24 protein-coding genes, 1 pseudogene and 2 riboswitches are annotated in these 23,832 nt (G+C 40.7%); of the genes and pseudogenes, 20 read left to right on the top strand and 5 right to left on the bottom strand.

The features are described from left to right. Positions 1-89: 89 nt before the first annotated feature. The 13 genes from AAV98_RS09655 to thiE all read left to right on the top strand — a co-directional run bounded on the left by AAV98_RS09655 (position 90) and on the right by thiE (position 11,762). Positions 90-1,055: a quinone oxidoreductase family protein gene (locus tag AAV98_RS09655; RefSeq protein WP_060665338.1), complete on the top strand. Its 966-nt coding sequence runs from the start codon at positions 90-92 to the stop codon at positions 1,053-1,055. A 148-nt stretch (positions 1,056-1,203) separates the two neighbouring features. Beyond that, complete coding sequence (locus AAV98_RS09650; RefSeq protein WP_060665337.1) at positions 1,204-2,484, top strand: MFS transporter; 1,281 nt, start codon at positions 1,204-1,206, stop codon at positions 2,482-2,484. Between the two features lie 74 nt (positions 2,485-2,558). After that, positions 2,559-2,665, top strand: a riboswitch (TPP riboswitch). Positions 2,666-2,767: 102 nt separating this feature from the next. Beyond that, entirely contained in the window at positions 2,768-3,451 is a 684-nt protein-coding gene (tenA, locus tag AAV98_RS09645; RefSeq protein WP_060665336.1) for a thiaminase II, read from the top strand. Positions 3,452-3,464: 13 nt separating this feature from the next. Continuing rightward, complete coding sequence (locus tag AAV98_RS09640; RefSeq protein ID WP_442853680.1) at positions 3,465-4,046, top strand: ECF transporter S component; 582 nt, start codon at positions 3,465-3,467, stop codon at positions 4,044-4,046. Positions 4,047-4,056: 10 nt separating this feature from the next. Further along, the gene (locus AAV98_RS09635; protein WP_060665334.1) at positions 4,057-5,514 is read left to right on the top strand and encodes an ABC transporter ATP-binding protein; all 1,458 of its coding nucleotides are present in this window, start codon (positions 4,057-4,059) and stop codon (positions 5,512-5,514) included. Then, positions 5,495-6,289 (top strand): energy-coupling factor transporter transmembrane component T family protein, encoded by a 795-nt coding sequence (locus AAV98_RS09630; RefSeq protein ID WP_060665333.1) that lies wholly within the window; start codon positions 5,495-5,497, stop codon positions 6,287-6,289. The genes AAV98_RS09635 and AAV98_RS09630 overlap by 20 nt, the downstream gene beginning before the upstream one ends. A 60-nt stretch (positions 6,290-6,349) precedes the next feature. Further along, a riboswitch (TPP riboswitch) is annotated at positions 6,350-6,456 on the top strand. 99 nt (positions 6,457-6,555) lie between these two features. Then, complete coding sequence (gene tenI / locus AAV98_RS09625; protein WP_060665332.1) at positions 6,556-7,170, top strand: thiazole tautomerase TenI; 615 nt, start codon at positions 6,556-6,558, stop codon at positions 7,168-7,170. Next, the gene (gene thiO, locus AAV98_RS09620; protein ID WP_060665331.1) at positions 7,167-8,297 is read left to right on the top strand and encodes a glycine oxidase ThiO; all 1,131 of its coding nucleotides are present in this window, start codon (positions 7,167-7,169) and stop codon (positions 8,295-8,297) included. Before tenI ends, thiO begins: the two co-directional genes overlap by 4 nt. A gap of 1 nt (position 8,298) precedes the next feature. Next, positions 8,299-8,502: a sulfur carrier protein ThiS gene (gene thiS / locus AAV98_RS09615; protein ID WP_060665330.1), complete on the top strand. Its 204-nt coding sequence runs from the start codon at positions 8,299-8,301 to the stop codon at positions 8,500-8,502. 1 nt (position 8,503) lies between these two features. Further along, entirely contained in the window at positions 8,504-9,271 is a 768-nt protein-coding gene (locus AAV98_RS09610) for a thiazole synthase (RefSeq protein WP_060665329.1), read from the top strand. Further along, positions 9,271-10,299 (top strand): thiazole biosynthesis adenylyltransferase ThiF, encoded by a 1,029-nt coding sequence (locus AAV98_RS09605; protein ID WP_060665328.1) that lies wholly within the window; start codon positions 9,271-9,273, stop codon positions 10,297-10,299. Before AAV98_RS09610 ends, AAV98_RS09605 begins: the two co-directional genes overlap by 1 nt. A 15-nt stretch (positions 10,300-10,314) precedes the next feature. Next, complete coding sequence (gene thiD, locus AAV98_RS09600; RefSeq protein WP_060665327.1) at positions 10,315-11,118, top strand: bifunctional hydroxymethylpyrimidine kinase/phosphomethylpyrimidine kinase; 804 nt, start codon at positions 10,315-10,317, stop codon at positions 11,116-11,118. Next, on the top strand, positions 11,115-11,762 hold the full coding sequence (gene thiE / locus AAV98_RS09595) for a thiamine phosphate synthase (RefSeq protein ID WP_060665326.1): 648 nt from the start codon (positions 11,115-11,117) through the stop codon (positions 11,760-11,762). Before thiD ends, thiE begins: the two co-directional genes overlap by 4 nt. Before the next feature lie 167 nt (positions 11,763-11,929). On the opposite strand, the gene hmpA is transcribed toward thiE, so the two are convergent. Then, a complete protein-coding gene (gene hmpA, locus AAV98_RS09590) occupies positions 11,930-13,162 on the bottom strand; it encodes an NO-inducible flavohemoprotein (RefSeq protein WP_060665325.1) in 1,233 nt (410 codons plus the stop codon). Between the two features lie 206 nt (positions 13,163-13,368). After that, the gene (locus AAV98_RS09585; RefSeq protein ID WP_010198513.1) at positions 13,369-13,569 is read right to left on the bottom strand and encodes a cold-shock protein; all 201 of its coding nucleotides are present in this window, start codon (positions 13,567-13,569) and stop codon (positions 13,369-13,371) included. Between the two features lie 805 nt (positions 13,570-14,374). On the opposite strand from AAV98_RS09585, the gene AAV98_RS09580 reads away from it, so the two are divergent. From AAV98_RS09580 to AAV98_RS09560, 6 genes and pseudogenes are all read left to right on the top strand, one after another. Continuing rightward, the gene (locus AAV98_RS09580) at positions 14,375-16,132 is read left to right on the top strand and encodes an ABC transporter ATP-binding protein (RefSeq protein WP_060665324.1); all 1,758 of its coding nucleotides are present in this window, start codon (positions 14,375-14,377) and stop codon (positions 16,130-16,132) included. Next, positions 16,129-17,289: pseudogene (locus AAV98_RS20930) on the top strand (ABC transporter ATP-binding protein); the annotation flags it as partial. The gene AAV98_RS09580 and the pseudogene AAV98_RS20930, both read left to right, overlap by 4 nt. Then, positions 17,290-18,165 carry an ABC transporter ATP-binding protein gene (locus AAV98_RS20925; protein WP_442853682.1) on the top strand — a complete coding sequence of 292 codons (876 nt, stop codon included), beginning with the start codon at positions 17,290-17,292 and terminating at the stop codon, positions 18,163-18,165. Positions 18,166-18,336: 171 nt separating this feature from the next. Then, positions 18,337-19,155, top strand: coding sequence for an amino acid ABC transporter substrate-binding protein (locus tag AAV98_RS09570; RefSeq protein ID WP_060665323.1), 819 nt, complete (start codon positions 18,337-18,339; stop codon positions 19,153-19,155). Then, positions 19,142-19,843 carry an amino acid ABC transporter permease gene (locus AAV98_RS09565; protein ID WP_060665394.1) on the top strand — a complete coding sequence of 234 codons (702 nt, stop codon included), beginning with the start codon at positions 19,142-19,144 and terminating at the stop codon, positions 19,841-19,843. The genes AAV98_RS09570 and AAV98_RS09565 overlap by 14 nt, the downstream gene beginning before the upstream one ends. Before the next feature lie 40 nt (positions 19,844-19,883). Continuing rightward, entirely contained in the window at positions 19,884-20,627 is a 744-nt protein-coding gene (locus AAV98_RS09560; RefSeq protein ID WP_060665393.1) for an amino acid ABC transporter ATP-binding protein, read from the top strand. A gap of 45 nt (positions 20,628-20,672) precedes the next feature. Here the strand turns inward: AAV98_RS09560 and AAV98_RS09555 are convergent, their stop codons facing one another. Together AAV98_RS09555 and AAV98_RS09550 are read right to left on the bottom strand one after the other, a co-directional pair. Continuing rightward, complete coding sequence (locus AAV98_RS09555; protein WP_156317718.1) at positions 20,673-21,749, bottom strand: FAD-dependent oxidoreductase; 1,077 nt, start codon at positions 21,747-21,749, stop codon at positions 20,673-20,675. Between the two features lie 142 nt (positions 21,750-21,891). Beyond that, complete coding sequence (locus AAV98_RS09550; protein WP_156317716.1) at positions 21,892-22,092, bottom strand: alpha/beta-type small acid-soluble spore protein; 201 nt, start codon at positions 22,090-22,092, stop codon at positions 21,892-21,894. A gap of 261 nt (positions 22,093-22,353) precedes the next feature. Between AAV98_RS09550 and AAV98_RS09545 the strand changes: the two genes are divergently transcribed. Further along, the gene (locus AAV98_RS09545) at positions 22,354-22,596 is read left to right on the top strand and encodes a hypothetical protein (protein ID WP_060665321.1); all 243 of its coding nucleotides are present in this window, start codon (positions 22,354-22,356) and stop codon (positions 22,594-22,596) included. Positions 22,597-22,632: 36 nt separating this feature from the next. On the opposite strand, the gene AAV98_RS09540 is transcribed toward AAV98_RS09545, so the two are convergent. Beyond that, the gene (locus AAV98_RS09540; protein WP_060665320.1) at positions 22,633-23,736 is read right to left on the bottom strand and encodes an ABC transporter ATP-binding protein; all 1,104 of its coding nucleotides are present in this window, start codon (positions 23,734-23,736) and stop codon (positions 22,633-22,635) included. Positions 23,737-23,832: the final 96 nt, after the last annotated feature.

Below are 23,832 nucleotides of genomic sequence, written 5' to 3'. Positions count from 1 at the left end.
AGAAGGGTGTTTTTTTGCAACATTAAACCTTTGTGTATAGTATGGTAATATAGGTAAATTACCAATACATAAAACAAAGAGGTGTCCCAATGAAAGCTTTAACGTTTAATAAATTTGGTGGTCCGGATGTATTACAGTATAGTGAAATCCCTCAACCATCCATCGGTGATCACGATGTGCTTGTACAAACAAAGGCGATAGGCCTCAACTTCGCTGATATTTACAGAAGAAAAGGTAATTATCATCTAGTGGGTGAGCCACCTTATATTCTTGGATATGAAGGCGCAGGATTGGTTGTGAAAGTTGGTACTTCCATAAAAGATATTAAGGTAGGAGACAGAATTGCTTTTGCGGATGTACCGCATGCCAATGCGGAACTGGTTTCTGTTCCATATGACAAAGCAATACCAATACCGGATGGAGTGACGTATGAACATGCAGCTTCTCTTTTGCTGCAAGGACTTACGGCACATTATCTTGTACATGACAGCTATCAAGTAAAAAATGGGGATACAGTTCTTGTGCACGCTGCTGCTGGTGGTGTAGGACAATTGCTGACACAACTAGTGACAATCCTTGGTGGAACTACCATCGGCCTTACTTCCACACCTGAGAAATCGGACGTTGCAAAAAAGGCAGGCGCAAAAGAGGTATTGCTTTATAAAACATCATGGGCAGAAAAAGTAAAAGAATTAACAGCTGGAGAAGGTGTAGAAGTCGTGTACGAATCGGTAGGTTCTACACTGATGGATAGTTTCCAAGCCACACGAATAGGAGGGACGGTTGTCTTTTACGGAATGGCTGGAGGAGATCCAGTACATGTTGATCCGCGTATGCTTATGGATACTTCGAAAACATTGACAGGTGGGGATTTATGGAACGTGTTAAAGACTCGAGAAATACGAATGGAAAGAGCCGCTCAACTATTTCAATGGTTACAGGAGGACAAGCTGCGTATTGAATCGCCTACATTGTTCTCATTAGAGGACGGAGCAAAAGCCCATGAATTGTTAGAGAGCAGGAAAAGTACCGGAAAAATTGTGCTGATTCCCTAACAAGTGTTCTTTCCGCTTTCCAAATACGGAATACGAATCCTACACGACCTCCATCTCCAGACGGAGAGAAAAAGACCCAAAAGTCTGTTACCAATCATTACTAATTAAAGTAAGATAACCTTAAATAATGATTGGTGGGGGAATGTAGATGAGAAATATGATGGAGATATTCAAAAAACCAAATTACAGTTTGCTGTTCTGGTCTTCTTTTACATCAACCATGGGGAGTATTGTTGGTATTGCTGCTTTGATGCTTTATTTGTTGGACCGGTATACCAATCAGCCATTTTATGCCGCTTTAACGGAATTAATGTACTCCTTGCCGACACTTGCAGTATTCTTTTTAGTAGGCGTACTAGCAGATAGAATGGATCGTCAAAAGATTGCTGTCTACAGTGATGTAATTTGTGCTGTGTTATCTCTTGCTCTCATGGGTGCGATTTACATTGATTGGATGCCGCTAGTTTTTGCACTGCTATTTTTAAGAAGTGCGGTATCTAAATTCTTCCACCCTGCGCAAGCAGCAATTATACAAGGGATACTGACAAAAGATGAGTACACGGTTGCAGCTGGCTTGAATCAGATGACAAGCAGCTTGTTCATGTTGTTTGGTAATGCCCTTGGGATCTTCATTTACTGGACGGTTGGTCTTCAGGGAGCGATATTTGTATGCTTTGTCACTTATATGGTCAGTGCGATACTAATCCATGCGTGTAAATTGGAGGAAAATGTCGTCCTTCCCAATGGACGCCACAAACTGACTCAACTAAATGTTAGGTTTGTAGCAAATGATTTTAAAGATGGAATGCTGTATATATTAAAAAATCCTTTGTTGGTCTACCTTATCATCGGCTTCTTTGTATTCGGAATTGTAAACGGTGGTCTCTCCGTTATGCCAGCTTATATACTTAAATATAAACTTGCTCCAACAGACTATGAGGAGCTGATGATGGTAATGGGAGTAGTATTTGGCATCTCGGTTATGGTCGGAAGCATTGTTGCCTCTATGTTGTCGAAAAAACTGAAACTATATCAAATGGTTCTCATAGGGTTAAGTATTTCTGGTGCATTTGTCGTGGCAAGTGGATATAGCCCAGACATATATTACTATTTGGCATTTACTGCATTAATTGGCCTAGGTCTTCCTTTTGTCAACATTGGAATTGGTGGATGGTTACCAAGGATTGTTGATCCTAAAATGATGGGCCGGGTACAGGGCTGGATTACTCCTTTGATGATGTTATCTCAATCTATTACTCTCGGAGTTATTGCGTTGACATTTCAAAAAATCCTTACAGTGGAAGGGCTTCATCTTCTTGTTGGTGGCTGTTTATTATTTGTTGGCTTTTTCTATATGTTTACTTTGCCTAAACATGCTACAGAAGAGGAAGAGACGACGGAAAGATTGGAAAATTCCGCTTCTGTGTAAAATTAATCTTTGACAAAATAGAAAAAGCAACTTAACATAGGTATCAGAAATCGCTTTCCGACAACTCTATACGAATTTACCACTAGGGGTGCCTTTATAAGGCTGAGATTGAAGTGTGACTTCAAGACTCTTAGAACCTGATCTGGTTAACACCAGCGTAGGGAAGTGGGGTCGAAACACTAAATTTTTTATCTTTAGCTATATTAGTGAATTCACCACCTTCTTTGCGCAAGCGAGGAAGGTGGTTTTTTGCATTTACAAACAATTTTAGGAGGAATCGAGAATGAAATTTTCACAGCTTGTAAGAGGAAAGGCGGATCATATTTGGGAGGCAAGCTTTCATCACCCATTTGTAAAAGGGATAGCAGATGGAAACTTATCTTTAGAGTCGTTCAAGTATTATGTATTGCAAGATGCCTATTATTTGAGCCATTTTGCAAAAGTGCAAGCTTACGCAGGTGCAAAAGCATATGACCTACATACAACGGCAAGGATGGCAGCACATGCACAAGGTACATACGAAGCAGAATTATCCTTACATGAAAACTTTTCCAAACGTCTTGGCGTGACAGAGGCGGAAAAGACAGCTTTCCAGGCAGCTCCTACAGCACACGCTTATACTTCCCACATGTATCGTGCCGTGTTGACGGGCGGTTTGGGAGAAGTGATTGCAGCCCTGCTTCCTTGCTACTGGTTATATTATGAAATCGGTGAAAGATTAAAAGATTGTACTCCAACTGAACCTATCTATCAGGAATGGATTGCAGCATATGGTGGCGAATGGTTCAGGGAGCTTGTAGAGGAGCAAATCAATAGATTGGATGAGTTGGCAGGCAAGGCGACAGAAGAAGAGAAAGCTAGGATGCTTGAATATTTTATCATCAGCAGCCAGTATGAATATTCTTTCTGGGAAATGGCCTACACCCTGGAGCAGTGGCCGGTTACAGAAACGGCAATAAAGGCATAGGAAGGGTATGCATATGAATAAAGGATTAAAACTTACAGACATATTGGTGACAGTCATTATTGCATTGGTATTTGGAATTGTATATAAAATCTGGGCTCCGGTTTATAACGTGTTGGCGCCATTTGGGTTGCAGCTTCAAGAGTTAACGTACGGGATGTGGTTTATTGCAGCCACTGTTGCTTATCTTTTGATCAGGAAAGCGGGTGTTGCTTTTCTTGCGGAAGTGGCAGCGGCATCCGGTGAATTTTTGGTCGGTTCAGAATATGGATTGATGGTTTTACTATATGGTGTGGTACAAGGCCTGTTTGCTGAGATGGTTTTCATGGCTTTCCGGTATAGAAAGTTTGATTTGCTTGTCGCATCTCTTGCAGGTGCGGCAGCAGGTGTCGGGTCGCTACTATTGGACCTTTTCAGAGGATACTTGTTTGATTATGTATGGTGGAATGTGGCATTGCTAATTTCTTTTCGATTAATCGGAGCGGTGCTTTTAGCCGGAGGTCTTGCTTATATTTTAGTAAAAGCGCTGGAGGCAACAGGAGTAACAAGTCTTCTTAGACCAGTTAACAAGGATGATTATGATTCCTTAAAGCAGTAAGGAGGCAGAAATGGAGCCGATCATACAATTAAACCATTTAAGACTGAAATATCCAGATGGAGAACGGTTATTTGATGACCTGTCCATAGAGATCAAAAAAGGAGAAAAGGTATTAATTCTAGGTCCCTCCGGAAGCGGTAAATCTACGCTTGTTCAAGTTTTGGCAGGGCTGATCCCGAATGTGGTGGAAGTGCCGATGGTTGTAGAGGAACAAACTTTACCAGAATCTTGGGGCTATGTCTTTCAAGACCCGGATACACAGTTTTGTATGCCGTATGTGGATGAAGAGTTAGCGTTTGTACTAGAAAATCTCGCTGTACCAAGAAAAAAGATGCAGAGCAAAATAGTGGAAGCTTTGAATTCGGTGGGATTACAGTTGTCTCATCCCCATACAAAAATACAACAACTCTCTGGAGGGATGAAGCAACGGCTTGCCATTGCTTCCATCCTCTCGATGGAGCCAGATGTACTGTTTTTGGATGAACCGACGGCGTTATTAGACCCAGAAGGTACCAAAGAAGTTTGGGACACCATTAAGAAAGTGGCAAATGATAAAACAGTCATCATCGTGGAGCATAAGGTGGAGCACCTACTTGGCTTTGTAGAGAGAATCATCGTATTAGATTCGCATGGGAAAATTGTTGCTGATGGCGCAAGTGCTGATATATTTCGCAATTCCACTACCTTACTGTACGAATATGGCATTTGGTACCCAGGAGCTTGGGAGAATTATTTGAACTCAAGAAAACACTTTACAAAGGTTAACATATCAATGGAACCGGTGTTAAAAGTGAAGGGACTATCAGGCTTTCGTGGTAAGGAAAAAAAGATATATGTGGATGAAGCAGAAATTCGTAAGGGCGAATGGATTTCCGTTATAGGAGAAAATGGGGCAGGGAAAAGCACCTTGCTCGAATCGTTCATGAAGTTGTTAAAGACAAAAGGTACTCTCGAAATCAATGGAGAAAAGGTGAAAAGCATTCCCTCTGACCTAATCACCTTCGTTTTTCAAAATCCTGAATTCCAGTTTGTTACTAAATCAGTGGAAGAGGAAGTAGCCTATACACTGCGGCTAAAGAAAATGAACGAAGATTTAATCATAGAAAAGTGTGAGGAAATGCTGAAACTTTTTCAACTAGAACACGTGCGTCATCACCATCCTTATCAACTCTCCCTCGGCCAAAAACGCAGGCTGAGCGTAGCGGCAGCTGTCATTCACCAGCCGAGTGTCCTTCTTTTGGATGAACCGACATTCGGACAGGACAGCAGCAATACGTTTGCCATGCTTGAATGGTTGGAAGGATTAAAAGAAGCAGGCGTTGCAATCTTAATGGTCACCCATGATGAACATATTGTCGCAGAGTTTTCGGACACGATTTGGACAGTGAAAAATGGAGTTCTAATAGATAAGAGGAGTAATGAGAGACTAAGAGGCAGGGGAGAAAAGGATGCAGTTGGAGCTATATAAAAACAAAACGTGGATGCATGAAATAAATCCAAGCTTCAAGCTGCTGGCAATGGTCCTTTTATTTATAGTTGTTCTATTCATTCATAACATCAATGTGATGCTGAACTTAACCACGATACTATTATTAGTCTATCTGTTAATGACGGGGCAAACTTATAAGCTGAAGCTTCTTTTACTTGTTCCGTTTGTCTTTTTATTTTTCACTTCGGCAATCTCCATGGTGCTGTTTGGAAAGGGTACTACAACCTGGTTAGAATTCGGATTAATAAACGTATCACAGGAAAGTTTCTACAGAGGAGTTCACTTAGGTTTACGTTCCCTTGCGTTTGCATTTTGCGGACTGATATTCGCCTTGACAACCCAGCCTGTTTTTTTATTCTATTCTTTAATGCAACAGTGGAAGCTACCCCCGAAATATGCTTATAGCTTTATGGCGGGGATTCGTCTCTTACCGTTAATCTTGGAGGAATTTCTTATCTTAAGGAAGGCGCTGATTGTTAGGGGAATAGAGCAAAAGGGCAGTTTGTTGAAAAAGGTTTATTTTTACAGCATCCCTTTACTTTCCCAGAGCATCAGACGAGCACATCGGATTGCAGTGGCTATGGAAGCGAAGCGTTTCAATAATCAAAAACATCGTACTTATTTTTATGAGTTGGGTTACTCCCGGATGGATTTGTGGTTTATGTTATTGATCCTCTTGATGATTGCTTTGTCCCTTTATCTTGGCATAAGTTTACCTTATTTACCGGTAGAAGATGTCAGGTTCAACGGATAGTATGCATTTCTTTTGAAAATTAGGAATTGTGTGCTATACTGAAGCCATCAATTGAATAACTCGTAACACTAGGGGAGTCAATAGTGACTGAGATGGAAAGAGTGATTTCCAGACCCTTTGAACCTGATCTAGTTTGTACTAGCGTAGGGAAGTGGAAATGCTCTATCATTGTTGGCTGTACTTACCACACATAGATGAGACCCACTCTTTACGTTAAAGAGTGGGTTTTTTGCTTTGAAAAATGTTTTACAAAAGGGTGAGGATCTTTGCAATTACATCTAATAACAGATGGTAAAAAAGCGAAGGAAGAGCTTGTTGCCATCTTGTGTAAAGTCAATGAGTCAGTGGATTTCATCCATATAAGAGAAAAACAACGAAGTGCAATGGAAGTCTTTGAACTAGTTGATGAGCTGATTAGATCTGGAGTCCGGCCGGAAAAAATTATTATAAACGACCGAGTTGATGTGGCCCATGTGCTTAATGTCGGCGGAGTAAATCTGGCCTATCACAGTCTTGGAGTATGTGAGATTTGCAGAAATTTCCCCAACTTAAGGATTGGTAAGTCTGTACATAGTTACGAAGAAGCAATACAAGCAGAGTTGGATGGCGCTGATTTTATCCTATATGGCCATATATATTCGACCTATTCCAAGAAGGGGATGATACCTAAAGGGCTGATGGAATTAAGAAAACTAACAAAATCTTTAAAGATACCCGTTATTGCTATAGGTGGAATAACCCCTGACAAACTTAAAGAGCTTAGGATTTCAGGTGCTGAAGGAATTGCCGTTATGTCCGGAATCATGGATGCAGAAGATATCGTTCATGCAGCGAATGCCTTTCAAACAGCATTGCTCGCCGAAAAGGAGGAGATTGGATGAATAAAAGCTATGAGGTAATTATTATCGGCGGCGGGGTAAACGGCTGTTCCATTGCATATAACCTTGCTCGTGAAGGCAAAAGTGTATTGCTTTTGGAAAGGGAAAAGCTGGCGGGGAAGGCATCGAGTGCTGCTGCCGGCATGCTTGGAGCACAGGTGGAAGTGACGGGAGAAGGAGCACTTTTTGATATTGCCAAGGAAAGCAGGGCGATGTTTCCCACTCTTCAGTGCGAATTGAAAGAGCACTCTGGTATTAACATAGAACTTGTGCAGAAAGGGATGCTGAAGATTGCAAGAAATGAGGAGGAGGCTCGGCATCTGAGAAGTATGATTGCCTTCCAACAAAAATTAGGGGAGAGGGCAGATTGGCTTGATACGGAACAACTAGCAGAAAGGGAAGGGCAACTTTCTGATGATTTGTTTGGGGCTATGGATATTCCGATGGATGGTCATGTCAATCCCGAACGGCTGACGCAAGCATTTGCGAAATCGGCTATTAACCTTGGAGCGGAAGTGAAAGAGTATGTAGAGGCGTACTCCCTAATCAAGGATGAACGTGCTGTTAGTGGTGTGGAAACTAACATCGGAATTTTTTATGGAGAAAATATAGTAGTAGCAGCAGGTGCCTGGAGTAAAAGGCTGCTTGAGGAGTGTGATGTGTATGTCCCTGCTTATCCAGTAAAGGGGGAGTGCTTTTCTGTCTTCACAGATCGACCATTGCTCACAAGTACTATATTTACTGAAAGCTGTTACGTTGTTCCGAAGAGTGGAAACAGACTGGTTATTGGAGCCACGATGATACCAGACACTTTTTCAGAAAATGTTACGGTAGGAGGGCTTTTTCAATTAATGGAAGAGGCTGCTTATGTTCTTCCGGCTTTGAAAAGTGCTACATTTGAACGTTCCTGGTCAGGGATACGACCTCAAACGGGGGATGGCCTCCCTTATCTCGGGCATCATCCGAATTATAAGAATCTCATAATCGCAACCGGTCACTACCGGAATGGGATCTTGCTTTCACCTATCACAGGAAAACTTGTAACAAAAATGATCAGCAATGACCCCATGCCTGTTTATATGGAAGCCTTCAAGATAGATAGATTAAAAGAATATGCAAAGGGTGAGTAAATTGAAACTGATTATTAATGGTGACGCTATCGAAATTCCAGCTTCAGTGAAAACCGTATCGGAACTGTTAGAACATTTTCAACTGGATCAGAAGGTAGTAATAGTGGAAAAGAATAAAGAGATTTTGCAAAAGGAACAACATGTGGCAGAGAACGTACAAGATGGAGATCAATTCGAATTAGTACATTTCGTAGGAGGCGGTTAATATGTTGAAAATTGGTTCATATTCATTTAATTCGAGGTTGTTGTTAGGAACAGGGAAGTATCCAAACTTTGATATCCAAAAGCAGGCGGTGGATGTTTCAGAATCAGAAATCCTGACATTTGCTGTCAGAAGAATGAACATCTTTGAAGCAAGCCAACCAAACTTTTTGGAAAAGCTAGATTTGGAGAAATATACGTTGTTGCCGAACACAGCAGGTGCTAAAACAGCCGAAGAAGCTGTAAGAATTGCCAAGCTTGCGAAGGCTTCGGGTCTTTGCGACATGATCAAGGTGGAAGTAATCGGTTGTTGGAAAACACTACTGCCAGATCCGGTAGAGACGTTGAAAGCCACCGAAGAACTATTAAAAGAAGGTTTTACGGTTCTACCATATACTTCAGATGATGTCGTCCTTGCTAGAAAACTAGAAGAGCTTGGTGCTCACGCCATTATGCCTGGCGCCTCCCCAATCGGCTCTGGACAAGGAATTATTAACGAGTTGAATTTGGGCTTTATTATTGAACAGTCCCATGTGCCGGTAATCGTGGATGCAGGGATAGGTTCCCCGGCAGATGCAGCGAAGGCTATGGAATTGGGGGCGGATGGAGTGCTATTGAACACAGCCGTATCAGCTGCAAAAGATCCTGTAAAAATGGCAGCGGCCATGAAACTTGCGATAGAAGCTGGGCGTCTAGGATATGAGGCTGGGAGAATGGAAAAGAAACGTTACGCAACAGCCAGCAGCCCAAGTGAAGGATTAAGTGTTGGGTAATGGACCGATATTCACGACAGACTCTGTTCGCACCGATTGGATTGGACGGCCAAAAAAACATCGGTGACAAACACGTGTTGCTCATCGGGGCAGGTGCGTTGGGAACAGGTAATGCAGAGGCACTAGTTAGAGCCGGAGTCGGAAAGCTCACAATAATAGACAGGGATTATGTGGAGTGGAGCAACCTGCAACGCCAACAGCTTTATTCGGAGCAGGATGCACAGGAAAAGCTACCGAAAGCAGTGGCAGCAAAAGAACGTCTGCTCCAAATCAATTCAGAAGTGGAAATAGAAGTTCAGGTTGCGGATGTGACGACAGAACTGTTGGATACGCTAGTGAAAAAAGATCGTTTTGACCTGTTGCTTGATGCGACCGATAACTTTGATATTCGCATGATTATGAATGATAGTAGTCAAAAGTATGCAATCCCGTGGATATATGGTGCCTGTGTGGGGAGCTATGGTATCACTTTTACCATTTTTCCAGGGGAAACTCCCTGCTTGCAGTGTTTGCTGAAAACTGTCCCATTAGGAGGAGCAACTTGCGACACAGTTGGAATCATTGCCCCTGCTGTGGGGATGGTTGTCGCTCATCAAGTTGCTGAGGCATTAAAAATATTATCCGGGAACCTTGGAGACTGCAATCGAAAGCTTGTTTCTTTTGATTTGTGGAAGAATCAGTATGTTTCCATGAATGTAGAAAAATTAAAGGACCCTGAGTGCCTAAGCTGTGGAGAAAACAGGATATATCCCCATCTATCTTTTGAAAACCAGACGAAAACCGCTGTCCTATGTGGAAGGGATTCTGTACAGATAAGGCCTGCGGAAACTATTTCAGGAGGCAGGAGTCTAAAGGGAGTAAAAGAACTATTGTCATCTCAAGGTATCAAGGTGGAAGCTAATCCATATTTGATAGCTTTTCAAGTAGAAGGCCATCGCTTGGTAGCTTTCCAGGACGGTAGAGTGCTAGTTCATGGAACAAAAGATATTGCAAGGGCAAAAACATTGTATCACCGATATTTAGGTTAGGGGTGGGAGAGGCTTATGGTAGCAAAAGTATTAACAATAGCTGGTTCCGATAGTGGCGGAGGGGCCGGCATCCAGGCAGACATTAAAACATTTCAGGAGTTGGATGTGTACGGGATGTCTGCCATCACCGCCCTTACAGCCCAAAACACATTAGGAGTACAAAACGTTTTTCCAATACCCGTCGACATGGTTATAGAGCAAATAAATTCCATTGCTGAGGACTTGCGTCCGGATGCTATTAAGACTGGAATGCTTTTCAGTGGTGACATCATAGAGGCTGTAGCCGGAAAAATTGCAGAACATGGCTGGGGGAATGTCGTGGTGGATCCCGTTATGATAGCCAAAGGCGGGGCAAGACTTCTACAAGAGGATGCTATTAGAGCCATTAGAGAAAACCTTTTACCGCTTGCAAGCGTCACGACCCCAAATATCCCTGAAGCAGAAGTGCTGACAGAAATGACGTTAGATACCATAGACAGGAGGAAGAAAGCGGCTCGAATGCTTCATAAACTTGGCTCTACCTATGTTGTCATCAAAGGAGGACATGGGAAAGAGGATGAGCTAGTCGACCTTGTTTATGATGGCAATAGATATTTTGAGATGAAAAGTATGCGAATTGATACAAGACACACTCATGGAACCGGGTGTACGTTTGCAGCAGCTATCGCAGCAGGGCTTGCGAAAGGGAGTGCTGCAGAGGATGCCATAATGACGGCAAAGCAATTTATTCATCGCGCCATTGAGGTAGAGCTTGGAATTGGTAATGGTCATGGTCCAACCAATCATTGGGCATACCGGAAAGCTGGTGTTGGGGTATGAATAGGGATGGATTGCGTATTTATTTTGTAATGGGCAGTGTAGATTGCAATGGTCGCGACCCAAGGGATGTGCTGAAGGAAGCGATCAGCGGAGGGATAACTTCATTTCAGTTTCGTGAAAAAGGGAATGGTGCCAAGGTAGGGATGGAAAAAAGGAAGCTTGCATCGGAGCTTATGGAAATCTGTAAGAGGCATAATATCGCTTTTATTGTGAATGATAACATTGATTTAGCTTTAGAGATTAGAGCGGATGGCGTGCATATTGGGCAAGAAGATACGCCATTTTCAGTGGTGAAGGATCGTCTAGCACCTGGGATGATTATCGGTGTTTCTTGTCATACTGTAGAAGAGGCTGCAGCTGCTATTAGTAGTGGCGCAGATTACATTGGAGTGGGTCCCATGTATTTTACTTCTACAAAAAAAGACATCAGGGAAGTAAAGGGCCCTGAGGTAATCAGTGAGATAAGGAACGCTGGTTTAACGGTTCCACTAGTGGGCATAGGCGGTGTAACTGTTGAAAATGCAGCAGAAGTGTTAGCCGCTGGAGCAGATGGAGTTGCAGTAATTTCTGCCATTTCAAAAGCAGAATCGGCTTTGGAAGCAGCGGCAGGATTTGGTCGTATTCACAACATTGTCAAAAATTAATCACTTATTCTACTAATCAATGATATAATAAACTTACCATTTACTTTATAACATGTTTGCATGTAGTCCCCAGCTCTTGAATTGGAGCAGGGGTATTTTTTTTTTTGTGCAAAAAAGTTAAACAAAAAAGTACTTGCTACCAAACGGCAGCAAGCACCCAATAATGATTATTTTATAGAGGCTTCTTCTTCCTTCTTCATATCGATGGAGGGCCCGAAAAATTCGAAATTAATGTTTTCCTCCGCTACACCAAGTATACCAAGCATGGTTATAATAAACTTCATGAATGGAACTGGTCCACATACATAATACAAAGCATCTTTATCTATGTTCATCGCTTTTAACATATTTTCTGTGATGTAACCTTGTTCATGGAAAGCTCCTAATCTTATATCCTCATCTGATGGATTTTCATAAACAAACAACTTTTTCGCGTTCTCCATCTTTTCAATGGATTCTCCGACTTCATCCTTGAATGCATGTACAGAGCCATTTTTGGCGGCGTGAATGAAAGTGGTCTGTCTTGATGGTTGTTCTTTGGCAATGGTCTTTAACATACTTAGCATTGGTGTGATTCCTACACCACCGCTTATTAAGTACACAGGTGTGTCTTGATTTGTTTTTAGAATGAAGTCACCAGCTGGCGCAGTCACGTCGACTGTATCTCCTATTTCCACATGCTCGTGAAGATAATTGGAAACAGCACCCGATGGATCTCCAAATTCTTTTTTTACAGAAATCCTAAATACTTCATCATTGAATGAATCAGACAAACTATACTGCCGGTTGAATAGATTCTTTTCACCAGGAATAGATAGTCTGATGGTAATGTATTGTCCAGGGAAAAAAGACGGGACTGCAGATCCGTCGGACGGCTTCAAATAGAAGGATGTAATAAGCTCGCTTTCCACGACCTTTTCCACTACTTCAAATTTTTTGAAATCCTCCCAGCCGTCCATTTGTTGCAATGCTGTCTCATACATTTCTTTCTCAACAGAGATGAATACATCCGCAATTACACCATAAGCTTCTCCCCAAGCTTCAATAATTTCACTTGTTGCCGCATCTCCAAGAACCTCTTTAATTGCTTTAAGTAAATGATCGCCAACAATAGGATAATGTTCTGGTTTAACTGCTAAGCTTCTATGTTTGTGGGCGATCTGTTTGACAGCTGGTAAAAGGACTTCCAATTGATCGATGTAAGCAGCTGCTGCGTATATCGTGTTTGCCAAAGCGGTTTGCTGGCGCCCTTTCTTTTGGTTGGCATGATTAAAAATATTTAATAACTCAGGGTGATTGGTAAATAGTGTTTTATAGAAATGCGTTGTGATCTCTTCGCCTTTTACGGCTAATACTGGAGCGGTTGATTTAACAATTTGAATAGTAGACGAGCTTAACAATGGAATGCCTCCCTTGTATAAAAGGTATATTTTATATACATCTTTAGTATAAAGTATGGTGGGGTTAAAAGTAATATATAAAATACACCTTTAACAAATTGGTCACAAGTCGGATCCAAATTCATGTACATCTTCTAATAAACGAATTTAAAGGCAAAATAAAAAGGCCCCCATAACTGGGAGCCTTTTATATGCTGTGCTATAAATTATGCTTTGTTAACGTTAGCAGCTTGGTCGCCACGGTTACCTTGAACGATTTCAAATGTAACTGATTGACCTTCTTCTAAAGATTTGAAACCTTCGCCTTGAATAGCTGAGAAGTGAACGAATACGTCGTCTCCGTCTTGGCGCTCGATGAATCCGAAACCTTTTTCTGCGTTAAACCATTTTACTGTACCTTGTAACATGTTGTTACCTCCTAGTGTGCTTACCACACAATGTATTACTATTCTTGCTCTTAGAAATATCAAGGCGAAAGTTAAATCTTAACTTTGAATCCTTACATACCGAACAAAAATAATTCCTCTTAAGAATAACAGTAAAATCCAAAAATAGCAACCCAATAGCACAAAACCTTGATCGTGCGTTAGCCTTCTATTTGGTAGGGGATTTTCCTGTGCGGGTCTGACCCCTTCTTTTAATTTAATAAATGTAACATTCGTGAAATATTTAAATTTTTTCAATTTTGGTAAATTTGGTGATTGACAATTGCTTGTCTAGGGTGGTAAGTTTAAAAAGTGGAAATTATATGAAACTAATTCAAATTTTAAGGAAAGGGAGGGTTCGATGATGATGATTAACTTTATGGCAATTGAGACGGTAGATCGTACATCCATTAATTTAATAAATCTCGTGACCTGTCCTGTCAGAAATTCGGTTATTGTATTCTAATCGAATGATCTATTCCTTTTAACGTATAGGCGTATTAGGATAACTTTGTAGGATACACAGGTCACCATTAGGGCGTGACGTGTGCTTTTTTTATGGAAAAAAAGGTGGCATACCGAGGAACGTTCGGTATGCCACCTTTTTGTTTTGATTAATTTCTATAATTTTCCAATATAAATTTTAATGGAAGGAACAACACTTCCATATAAAACAGGAGGAATACAAAATGGGAAATATTTATGTTCGGTTGATGATGTACAAAGTGGCTTCGGATGGAGGGTAGCAAGAAACTAGAAATCAGCATAGAAGGGAGAATTTATCATTATGTTTTCAGTACTAGGAAAATTGGGTTGGTTTTTTAAGGAACATTGGAAGAGGTACACAATTGCAATAGCGTTACTTATTTTTGCAGGGATTTTAGAGGTTATTCCACCAAAGATGATTGGAATGGCCATTGATGATATTCAAGTAGGCGCGTTTACGCCTGAAAAATTAATGCAATATGTAATTTTTCTAACCGTATTGGCGATAGTCATTTATGGGATCACATACACTTGGATGTATCAGCTTTTTGGAAGCTCCTTTTTGGTGGAAAGATCACTAAGATCGAAATTGATGGGCCATCTGTTAAAGATGACACCAACTTTTTATGAGAAAAACCGTACTGGTGATTTAATGGCCAGGGCAACGAATGACTTAAAAGCCATTTCCACTACAGCGGGGTTCGGGGTTTTAACGTTGATCGATTCTAGTGTGTTCATGTTGATCATCTTAGGGACGATGGGCTTTATGATTAGTTGGAAGCTAACTTTAGCAGCAATTATTCCATTACCATTAATGGCACTTGCCATGAATATTTATGGAAAGAAAATTCACCAGCGTTTTACAGAGGCACAAGATGCATTTGGTGATATGAATGACAAAGTACTCGAATCTATAGCCGGAGTTCGTGTTATACGCGCCTATGTGCAGGAACGTGCAGACCAGGGCAGATTTCACCAGATGACAGACGATGTGTATAAGAAGAATGTAAAAGTTGCCATCATCGATTCACTTTTTGAGCCGACCATTAAATTGCTTGTCGGCGCAAGTTACCTGATTGGACTTGGATATGGGGCATACTTGGTATTCCATAAATCCATCACTTTAGGGGAACTTGTGGCATTCAACGTTTATTTAGGAATGTTAATTTGGCCGATGTTTGCAATTGGTGAATTGATTAATGTCATGCAAAGGGGAAATGCATCGCTCGATCGTGTTAACGAGACACTAGCATACAAAGAGGATGTCTGCGACCACCATGAACCGATTGATGTTTCTGCACCTAAAATCATTGAATTTAATCAAGTTACATTTAAATACCCCTCCTCTACGGTGGACAATTTAAAGAATGTTTCTTTCCATTTAAAAGCAGGGCAAACACTTGGTATTGTAGGGAAAACAGGTAGTGGAAAAACAACATTGATTAAGCAGCTTTTAAGAGAGTACCCACTTGGTACAGGTTCCATCACTATTAATGGGGTAGAACTTCAAAGAATTCCATTGCACACCATTCAAGGCTGGATAGGGTATGTACCACAGGATCATGTCTTATTCTCGCGGTCTGTCAAAGAAAACATTTTATTTGGCAAAGAAGATGCAACCGATGAGGAAATTGCCCAAGCGATCAGATCGTCTGCTTTTGAAAAAGATCTAGAATTGCTTCCGGAAGGATTACAGACTTTGGTTGGAGAAAAGGGTGTTTCGTTATCAGGAGGACAAAAACAACGTATCTCCATTGCACGTGCCCTTATTGCTGATCCTGACATTTTAATACTTGATGATTCTCTATCAGCGGTAGATGCAAAAACGGAAGCAACCATCATTGAAAATATTAGAAATGAACGCGCTGGAAAAACAACCTTCATTACCACTCACCGCTTGTCAGGGGTACAGCATGCAGATTGGATCATTGTGTTGGAGGACGGAGAAATTGTAGAGTCGGGCATGCATGATCAGTTGATGGCCAATGGAGGCTGGTACAAAGAACAGTTTGAAAGACAGCAAGTTCAATCGCCAAAAGGAGGCGAGGTCTTAACATGAATGAAATGAAAAAAATAAGATCAGGCAAACGCCTGTTTCAATATGCGCTAACGCAAAAGAAAGTCATTATTATTGCATTGTTGATGCTGTCTGTTGCGGTTGCAGCTGAGTTGACAGGTCCTTTTATCGCAAAAAGGATGATTGACAATCACATTCTTGGAATTGAAAAAGCTTGGATTGAAACAGAGCAAGATGGAGAAAATCGAGTATATTTTCAAGGGAAGTACTATGGAAGAGAAGATAGGGAAGCAGTGGCTGCGACCCGTGAAAACAAGGCGAGGATTCTTCAAGTGGGAAGAGAATATTATTTCCTGGTATCTGACATCAGCTTTGATGGAGAAAGATCTGCTAAAAATGGAGAAGTAACCATTAAAAGAGGAGAAGAGGCGCAAAGCTACCCTGCTCAAAGGTTGACAAATAGGGAATTGATAAGCTTTTATCAGCCAGAAGTGAAATATATCATCTATCTTGTAGGAATATACTTTGGTTTACTTGTATTGGCCTCTTTCTTTCAATACGGGCAAAGTTATTACCTTCAGACATCTGCCAACCGCATCATTCAAAAAATGAGGGAGGATGTGTTCGGGCAGATACAGAAATTACCGATACAGTATTTTGATCATCTTCCTGCTGGGAAAGTAGTATCAAGAATCACTAATGACACAGAAACGATTAAGGAGTTATATGTAACAGTTCTTGCGACTTTCTTTTCAGGGCTGATTTATATAACGGGTATTTATATTGCTTTATTTTTACTTGACGTAAGATTGGCGTTAATTTGCTTGACTTTAATTCCAATTCTTATTGTCTGGTTTATCTTTTATCGAAAGTATGCGTCCGTTTATAACCACAAGATCCGCGCACTTCTTAGTGATATTAACGGTAATATCAATGAATCTATTCAAGGAATGACCATTATTCAAGCTTTTAGACGTCAAAAGAAAGCAACAGAAGAGTTCGAGGGATGGAATGAACAGCATTTCACTTTCCAGAATAAACTGTTAAGCCTGAATGCTTTAACCTCTCATAATCTTGTTGGAGTACTTAGAAATATTTCATTTGTCGTGGTGATTTGGTATTTCGGGGGTGCTTCATTAGGTATTGGCACTGTCGTTTCCTTAGGAGTGCTTTATGCTTTTGTCGACTACTTAGGTAGAATGTTCGGTCCGATTACCGGGATGGTGAATCAATTGGCAAATCTTGAACAGGCACGTGTGTCTGCGGTCCGTGTGTTTGAATTGATGGACGAAGCGGGAATTCAAGTATCCGACGTAAAACATCCACGCTACGAAGGAAATGTCTCCTTCGAGTCTGTATGGTTTGGCTACAAGGAAAATGAATATGTATTAAAGGATATCTCCTTTACAGCTTCAAAAGGCGAGACGGTGGCATTGGTCGGTCATACTGGATCAGGTAAAAGCTCCATCATGAATCTTTTGTTTCGTTTTTATGATATTGAAAAAGGTAAGATCATTATTGATGGGGAAAACATTCAGGAGCTTCCAAAACAGGCAATCAGGCAGCACATGGGAATTGTACTTCAAGATCCATTCTTGTTTACCGGTACCATTTCCTCCAATGTAAGCCTAGACGATCCAACTATTTCTGTTGATCGCGTGAAAAAGGCGCTTGAAGATGTAGGGGCAATGGACTTTATCGATGCATTACCAAAAGGGCTAGAGGAGCCAGTTATTGAAAAAGGGAGTACTCTATCTTCTGGACAACGTCAATTGATTTCCTTCGCACGTGCGTTGGCATTCGACCCGGCCATCTTAATTCTTGATGAAGCGACAGCAAGTATTGATACAGAAACAGAAGCGGTCATTCAGCAGGCATTGGAGGTCTTGAAGAAAGGAAGAACAACTTTCATCATTGCCCACCGACTTTCTACTATTAAGAACGCAGACCAAATTCTTGTTCTGGACCGAGGAGAAATAGTAGAGCGAGGGAATCATTTTGAACTGATGGAGAGAAAAGGAAAATATTATCAGATGTACGAATTACAGCAGGGTAGCAAGGACCTTGCTGTCTAAGATCATTTGGCTATGGGGGAAATTACCCTCGTAGCCTTTTTGTTATTTTTACGGATATTGGGAAAAAATAAAAAGGAAAACAAAGTCTTTGACAAGCTTCAAGACTTCTTATACTATACAGTATGTTGCTATAAAAATTAATTCATATAAGAATACTGGGGGTTTAACGGAATGAAGAAAATATTATCTATATTCACAATACTTTTACTATCTGCAGTAGTGTTAGCTGCATGTGGTACAACAAATAATAATGGTGCAACAGGAGAAGCTCCGAAAGAGGAAACGGACAATCTTCTAAGCAAGGTGGAAGAAGAAGGGGAACTTCTAGTTGGAACGGAAGGAACGTATCCTCCATTCACATTCCATGATGAGTCTGGAAAGTTGACAGGCTTTGATGTAGAAATTGCAGAAGCAATTGCTGAAAAAATGGGTGTAGAAGTAAAGTTCATGGAAACGCAATGGGATGCGATGTTTGCTGGTCTTGATTCAAAGCGTTTTGATATGATTGCCAACCAAGTGGGTATTCGTGAAGATCGCTTAGAGAAATATGATTTCTCCGACCACTATATTACATCAGCTGCAGTTCTTGTAACAAAAGAAGATAATGAAGAAATTAAAAGCTTTGAAGACATCGAAGGTAAAAAATCAGCACAATCTCTAACAAGCAACTATGCCGATATCGCTCGAGAATATAAAGCGGAAATAGAAGGGATAGAAGGGTTTAACCAAGCGATTGAATTAATTAACTCGAACCGTGTTGATGTTACAATCAATGATAAATTATCTGTTCTTGATTTCCAAAAAAATCGCCCAAATGCAGCAATAAAAATTGTTGATGAATCAGAAGATGCAGCACAAAGTGGTATGATGTTCCGAAAAGGCAGTGACGAATTGGTCGATGCTGTAAACAAAGCTTTGGCTGAAATTATTGAAGATGGAACGTATGAAGAAATTTCCGAGAAATGGTTTGGTGAAAATGTACTTAACTAGTATCCTGACAGATCCAGAACGTTTAGATAGATGGATGACAATCGCACAAAGCTCCCTTCTTCCTTTGTTGAAGGGAGCTTTGTCTAATACCATCCCTTTGACGCTACTTTCATTCAGTTTTGGACTGATGATTGCTATTTTAACGGCTTTGGCACGTATTTCTCCTATTAAACCATTACAAATTGTAGCTAGGATCTACGTATCGATTATTCGAGGAACCCCTCTTTTAGTGCAATTATTTATTATTTTCTATGGATTGCCTTCCATAGGGGTTACCATTGATTCATTTCCTGCAGCAGTTATTGCGTTTTCCTTAAATGTTGGGGCATATGCATCGGAAATAATCCGAGCAGCAATTCTTTCAACGCCAAAAGGACAATGGGAAGCGGCTTATTCCATGGGGATGAGTTATCCTCAAGCTCTGAGAAGAATTATTCTACCCCAGGCGGCACGAGTTTCTATTCCGCCATTGTCCAATTCATTCATTAGTTTGGTGAAGGATACCTCTCTTGCTTCCTTGATTCTTGTAACAGAGATGTTTAGGGTAGCACAACAAATTGCTGCAACCAACTATGAATTCTTGTTGCTATATGCACAAGCAGGAGCCATCTACTGGGTGATCTGTTTTTGCTTATCTCTTGTTCAAGGAAGAGTAGAACATCGTTTGGACAGGTATGTTGCGAAATGATTGTATTACGAAAACAGCCATTGATAAAGGAGCTCAAGATATGATTTCAGTACAGAGCTTATACAAGCAATTTGGAGAGTTAGAAGTTTTAAAGGGTATAGAGTTAAATGTGGAGCAGGGGAAGGTGGTAGTGGTAATCGGGCCATCTGGTTCAGGGAAAACCACCCTCCTGCGGTGCTTAAATATTTTGGAAACTCCTACTTCTGGTAAGGTGGAAATTGATCACCAATCGCTTGATTTCTCCGAAAAGGTGTCATCAAATAAGATTGCCAGTTTTAGAAGGCTAACAGGAATGGTATTTCAAAATTACAATCTATTTCCCCACATGACGGCACTTCAGAATGTCATGGAAGGTCCAATAACAGTGAAAAAAGAAGCAAAATCAAAGGTGGAAGAACGCGCCAAAAGACTACTTGATAAAGTAGGGCTTGGAGATAAACTGGACTTTTATCCTTTTCAGCTTTCCGGTGGTCAGCAACAACGTGTAGGAATAGCCCGTGCACTAGCTATGGAACCGAAAGTGATGCTATTTGATGAACCTACTTCCGCATTAGATCCCGAACTTGTCGGTGAAGTGCTAAGAGTAATGAAGGAACTGGCACAAGAAGGGATGACAATGGTGGTAGTTACCCATGAAATGAAGTTTGCCAAGGAAGTGGCTGATGAAGTGATTTTCATGGATGATGGAAAAATTGTAGAAAAAGGGACTCCTATTGAAATATTCGAGAACCCAAAGACAGATAGAACAAAGCAATTCCTGCGAATGATAGAAAGTGGAGTTTAATGGAACAAAGAATCCCCGTTACTTTTTTAAGTGACGGGGATTTTATTATTTAAACTTTTTCATATAGTCTGTATCAATCCTATTTTTAAGCTTCCATGCAAGCTTGTTGTGAGCGCTAAAGCATCCGTATTGGAGTAAGGCTTCTTTATCTCCTGTTGATAGTAACGATAGAAAATGACGTTGAGGAGTGAATGTAGAACATTCTTCTCCATTTAAGTAGCTTGTGATGTTTTTCCAAAGCAACTCAGCTTGCCTTACTGCATAAACCCCGTTTTTAGGAAGGTCAGGAAACGCTTCTATCGTTATACAATCACCTGCTCCAAAAATAAACGGCAACCCTTTAGCTTGAAGGGTCTTCTCCGTTAACAGGAAGCCATTTTGGTCACAAGGAAGCGAATTATTCTTAAAGATGCCACTAGAACTTGGACCAGTCAACCACAGCACTCGGGAGTGAGGGAGGCTTCTTCCTTTTTGTGTTATTACATAACTCCCATCCATTTCCGCTACATTATCATCCTCGATTATGGAAAGTTCTTTTCTTAAAGCAATTTCTCTTATTAAGGTGGAGGCTTTGCTGGAGGAAGAGGGCAACAGCTTAGAGGAAGTAATCAGCGAAACGTTAGTAGGAAAGCCGTTTTTCTTCCTCCAAGCAGTAATGGCTAAAGCAATTTCTATCCCAGAAGCTCCGCCCCCGACAACTACGGGATATTTAACATCTCGGTATTCCTTAAGATTGTCTGCAAAAAGGTAATTTGGCTTGATTGGAACAAGATATTCCTTAAAAGAGGGTGGTCCCTTTATGAGTGAGCCCGTATCAAATGAGGCCACACTGTAAGAAATTTTGGTCCCTGCCTTTGTATGAAGTGTTTTATCAGAAACAGAAACCTCCGTAACTTTATCTTCTATAAATGTTACGCCTGCTTTTTCAGCCATGTTTTTAATATCAATTCTTATTTCATCCATGGGGTACAAGCCTTCCGAATAACCTGAGAACATACCAGAGTAATATTGATACCGATCAGGTGATATTAATACAACGTTCTGATTAGGAGACTTGTGCATTTTTATATCTAATAAACATTTTAAATGGGCGTGGCCTCCACCAACTAGAACAATATTCAACCGCTATCCACACCTTCATATTCTTATTTTACTGATATTTTAACTTAGAGTGGTTCTAATAGCCAAAAATAAGCAAGGCACCCCAATACTGAGGTGCCTCAAGCCATACATATAAAATTATGTTGCTACTTAAAACGAAAACTTATCTTCCGCCTAGGGATTGCTCAGCCATTTGAACTAGACGCTTAGTGATTTCTCCACCAACAGATCCGTTAGCGCGAGCAGTTGTTTCTGGACCAAGATTTACACCAAACTCAGTTGCGATTTCGTACTTCATTTGGTCGATAGCTGCTTGAGCTCCAGGTGCTACTAATTGATTAGACGAATTGTTTCTGCTTGCCATGATGTGATTCATCTCCTCGTAATATAGTTTTGGCTGGACCAACTGGGATTGCACCAGTAAGTGCAGAGGTCTCTGCTGCCGTCTAGGCTTGGTCCATTGATTGATAAGTTGTTACTTGTATTATAGGAATTTCATAATATCTTTATCCATTTATTTTTAGGTAATTTATGGATTTTTTCTATTTCAGTATTCAGGCATATTTGAAGATAAGATGTAAAAATTAATGAAAAGCAGAAAATGCAAGGAAATGGAGGGGCTTTTATGGAGATTTGTCCGCTATGTAATGGGTTGGAAGATTATCAAGGCAATTGCGCGTCCTGTGGCAGCATGGTTGTAGATATGGGGAAGGTCACAGATTATTTGGATGACTATAGTGCGTATATGGAAATAAACTTGTTGAAGATGGTGGATGGAGATTTAAAGAGTTTGGAAAATCATGTATGCTTACATTTGTTGCATTGCCCCGTTTGTCAAAAAGAGCATATCATATCTATACAAGAATAAAAAAACAGGTCGGTTAGGACCTGTTTTCGAAAAGTATTATTTAGAACGTACACGAGATTCTGTTTCAATGTCGAAGAAGTGGCATTTGTTCATGTCTAACGCAAGTTGAAGCTTTTGTTGAGGCTTCACGTCTGTACGGGAATCAACACGTGCTACGAAATCTTGACCGTTAATTTGAGAATATAGCATAGATTCGGCACCAAGAAGCTCAGATACTTCAATAACAGCTGTAATGGTTGTTCCAACAGATGATTCAATGAAAACTGGCTCATCGTGGATATCTTCTGGACGAATTCCAAGAATGATTTCTTTTCCTACATAGCCTTGGTCACGTAGAACTTTCATTTTTCCTTCTGGTACAACAATTTTTTGTTCACCGATTAGGAATGTTCCATCTTCAAGTTTACCGTTGAAGAAGTTCATGGCAGGAGAACCAATGAATCCGCCTACGAATACGTTTTCAGGGTTTTCGTAAACTTCTTTTGGTGAACCAACTTGCTGGATGATCCCATCTTTCATTACAACAAGGCGTGTTGCCATTGTCATCGCTTCAGTTTGGTCATGCGTTACATAGATTGTTGTCGTTTGAAGGCGTTGGTGAAGCTTAGAGATTTCTGCGCGCATCGCTACACGTAGTTTTGCATCAAGATTGGATAACGGCTCATCCATTAAGAATACTTTTGCATCACGGACGATTGCACGACCTAATGCTACACGCTGACGCTGACCTCCGGATAATGCTTTTGGTTTTCGGTCAAGGTATTGTTCCAAGCCAAGGATTGCTGCAGCTTCTTTTACGCGGCGGTCAATCTCTTCTTTAGGGAACTTACGTAATTTTAATCCGAATGCCATGTTGTCATATACATTCATGTGTGGATATAGGGCATAGTTTTGGAATACCATTGCGATGTCGCGGTCTTTTGGTGCAACGTCGTTCATTCTTTTGCCATCGATTACGAAGTCACCTTTTGAAATTTCCTCAAGCCCTGCAATCATACGTAGAGTTGTGGATTTACCGCAACCTGATGGACCTACGAATACGATAAATTCTTTATCTTTGATGTGTAGGTTGAAGTCTTTAACTGCTGTTACGTCGCCTTCATATACTTTGTAGATATGGTCAAGTTGTAATTCTGCCATGTTTGTTTCCCCCTATGAAATCGTTTTCTTAATCTGTTATTAGTTTACCGAAAACGCATACATTTCGTAAATGTACAAGTTGCACAAAAAAAAGCA

It is taken from the genome of Bacillus sp. CHD6a, assembly GCF_001293645.1.
Lineage (GTDB): Bacteria > Bacillota > Bacilli > Bacillales > Bacillaceae_I > Sutcliffiella_A.
The sequence above is the reverse complement of the archived record's forward strand: the minus strand, read 5'-3'. Positions and strand labels throughout refer to the sequence as shown.

Excerpts from the sequence above, each read along its gene's own strand:
- AAV98_RS09580 (WP_060665324.1), top strand. The coding sequence starts at position 14,375 with ATGTTTTCAGTACTAGGAAAATTGGGTTGGTTTTTTAAGGAACATTGG.
- AAV98_RS09585 (WP_010198513.1), bottom strand. The coding sequence starts at position 13,569 with ATGTTACAAGGTACAGTAAAATGGTTTAACGCAGAAAAAGGTTTCGGA.
- thiD (WP_060665327.1), top strand. The coding sequence starts at position 10,315 with ATGGTAGCAAAAGTATTAACAATAGCTGGTTCCGATAGTGGCGGAGGG.
- AAV98_RS09545 (WP_060665321.1), top strand. The coding sequence starts at position 22,354 with ATGGAGATTTGTCCGCTATGTAATGGGTTGGAAGATTATCAAGGCAAT.
- thiE (WP_060665326.1), top strand. The coding sequence starts at position 11,115 with ATGAATAGGGATGGATTGCGTATTTATTTTGTAATGGGCAGTGTAGAT.
- AAV98_RS09650 (WP_060665337.1), top strand. The coding sequence starts at position 1,204 with ATGAGAAATATGATGGAGATATTCAAAAAACCAAATTACAGTTTGCTG.
- thiO (WP_060665331.1), top strand. The coding sequence starts at position 7,167 with ATGAATAAAAGCTATGAGGTAATTATTATCGGCGGCGGGGTAAACGGC.
- AAV98_RS09570 (WP_060665323.1), top strand. The coding sequence starts at position 18,337 with ATGAAGAAAATATTATCTATATTCACAATACTTTTACTATCTGCAGTA.
- AAV98_RS20925 (WP_442853682.1), top strand. The coding sequence starts at position 17,290 with ATGTTCGGTCCGATTACCGGGATGGTGAATCAATTGGCAAATCTTGAA.
- AAV98_RS09610 (WP_060665329.1), top strand. The coding sequence starts at position 8,504 with ATGTTGAAAATTGGTTCATATTCATTTAATTCGAGGTTGTTGTTAGGA.
- AAV98_RS09640 (WP_442853680.1), top strand. The coding sequence starts at position 3,465 with ATGAATAAAGGATTAAAACTTACAGACATATTGGTGACAGTCATTATT.
- AAV98_RS09630 (WP_060665333.1), top strand. The coding sequence starts at position 5,495 with ATGCAGTTGGAGCTATATAAAAACAAAACGTGGATGCATGAAATAAAT.
- AAV98_RS09655 (WP_060665338.1), top strand. The coding sequence starts at position 90 with ATGAAAGCTTTAACGTTTAATAAATTTGGTGGTCCGGATGTATTACAG.
- tenA (WP_060665336.1), top strand. The coding sequence starts at position 2,768 with ATGAAATTTTCACAGCTTGTAAGAGGAAAGGCGGATCATATTTGGGAG.
- AAV98_RS09635 (WP_060665334.1), top strand. The coding sequence starts at position 4,057 with ATGGAGCCGATCATACAATTAAACCATTTAAGACTGAAATATCCAGAT.
- AAV98_RS09540 (WP_060665320.1), bottom strand. The coding sequence starts at position 23,736 with ATGGCAGAATTACAACTTGACCATATCTACAAAGTATATGAAGGCGAC.
- AAV98_RS09605 (WP_060665328.1), top strand. The coding sequence starts at position 9,271 with ATGGACCGATATTCACGACAGACTCTGTTCGCACCGATTGGATTGGAC.
- AAV98_RS09550 (WP_156317716.1), bottom strand. The coding sequence starts at position 22,092 with ATGGCAAGCAGAAACAATTCGTCTAATCAATTAGTAGCACCTGGAGCT.
- AAV98_RS09560 (WP_060665393.1), top strand. The coding sequence starts at position 19,884 with ATGATTTCAGTACAGAGCTTATACAAGCAATTTGGAGAGTTAGAAGTT.
- AAV98_RS09565 (WP_060665394.1), top strand. The coding sequence starts at position 19,142 with ATGTACTTAACTAGTATCCTGACAGATCCAGAACGTTTAGATAGATGG.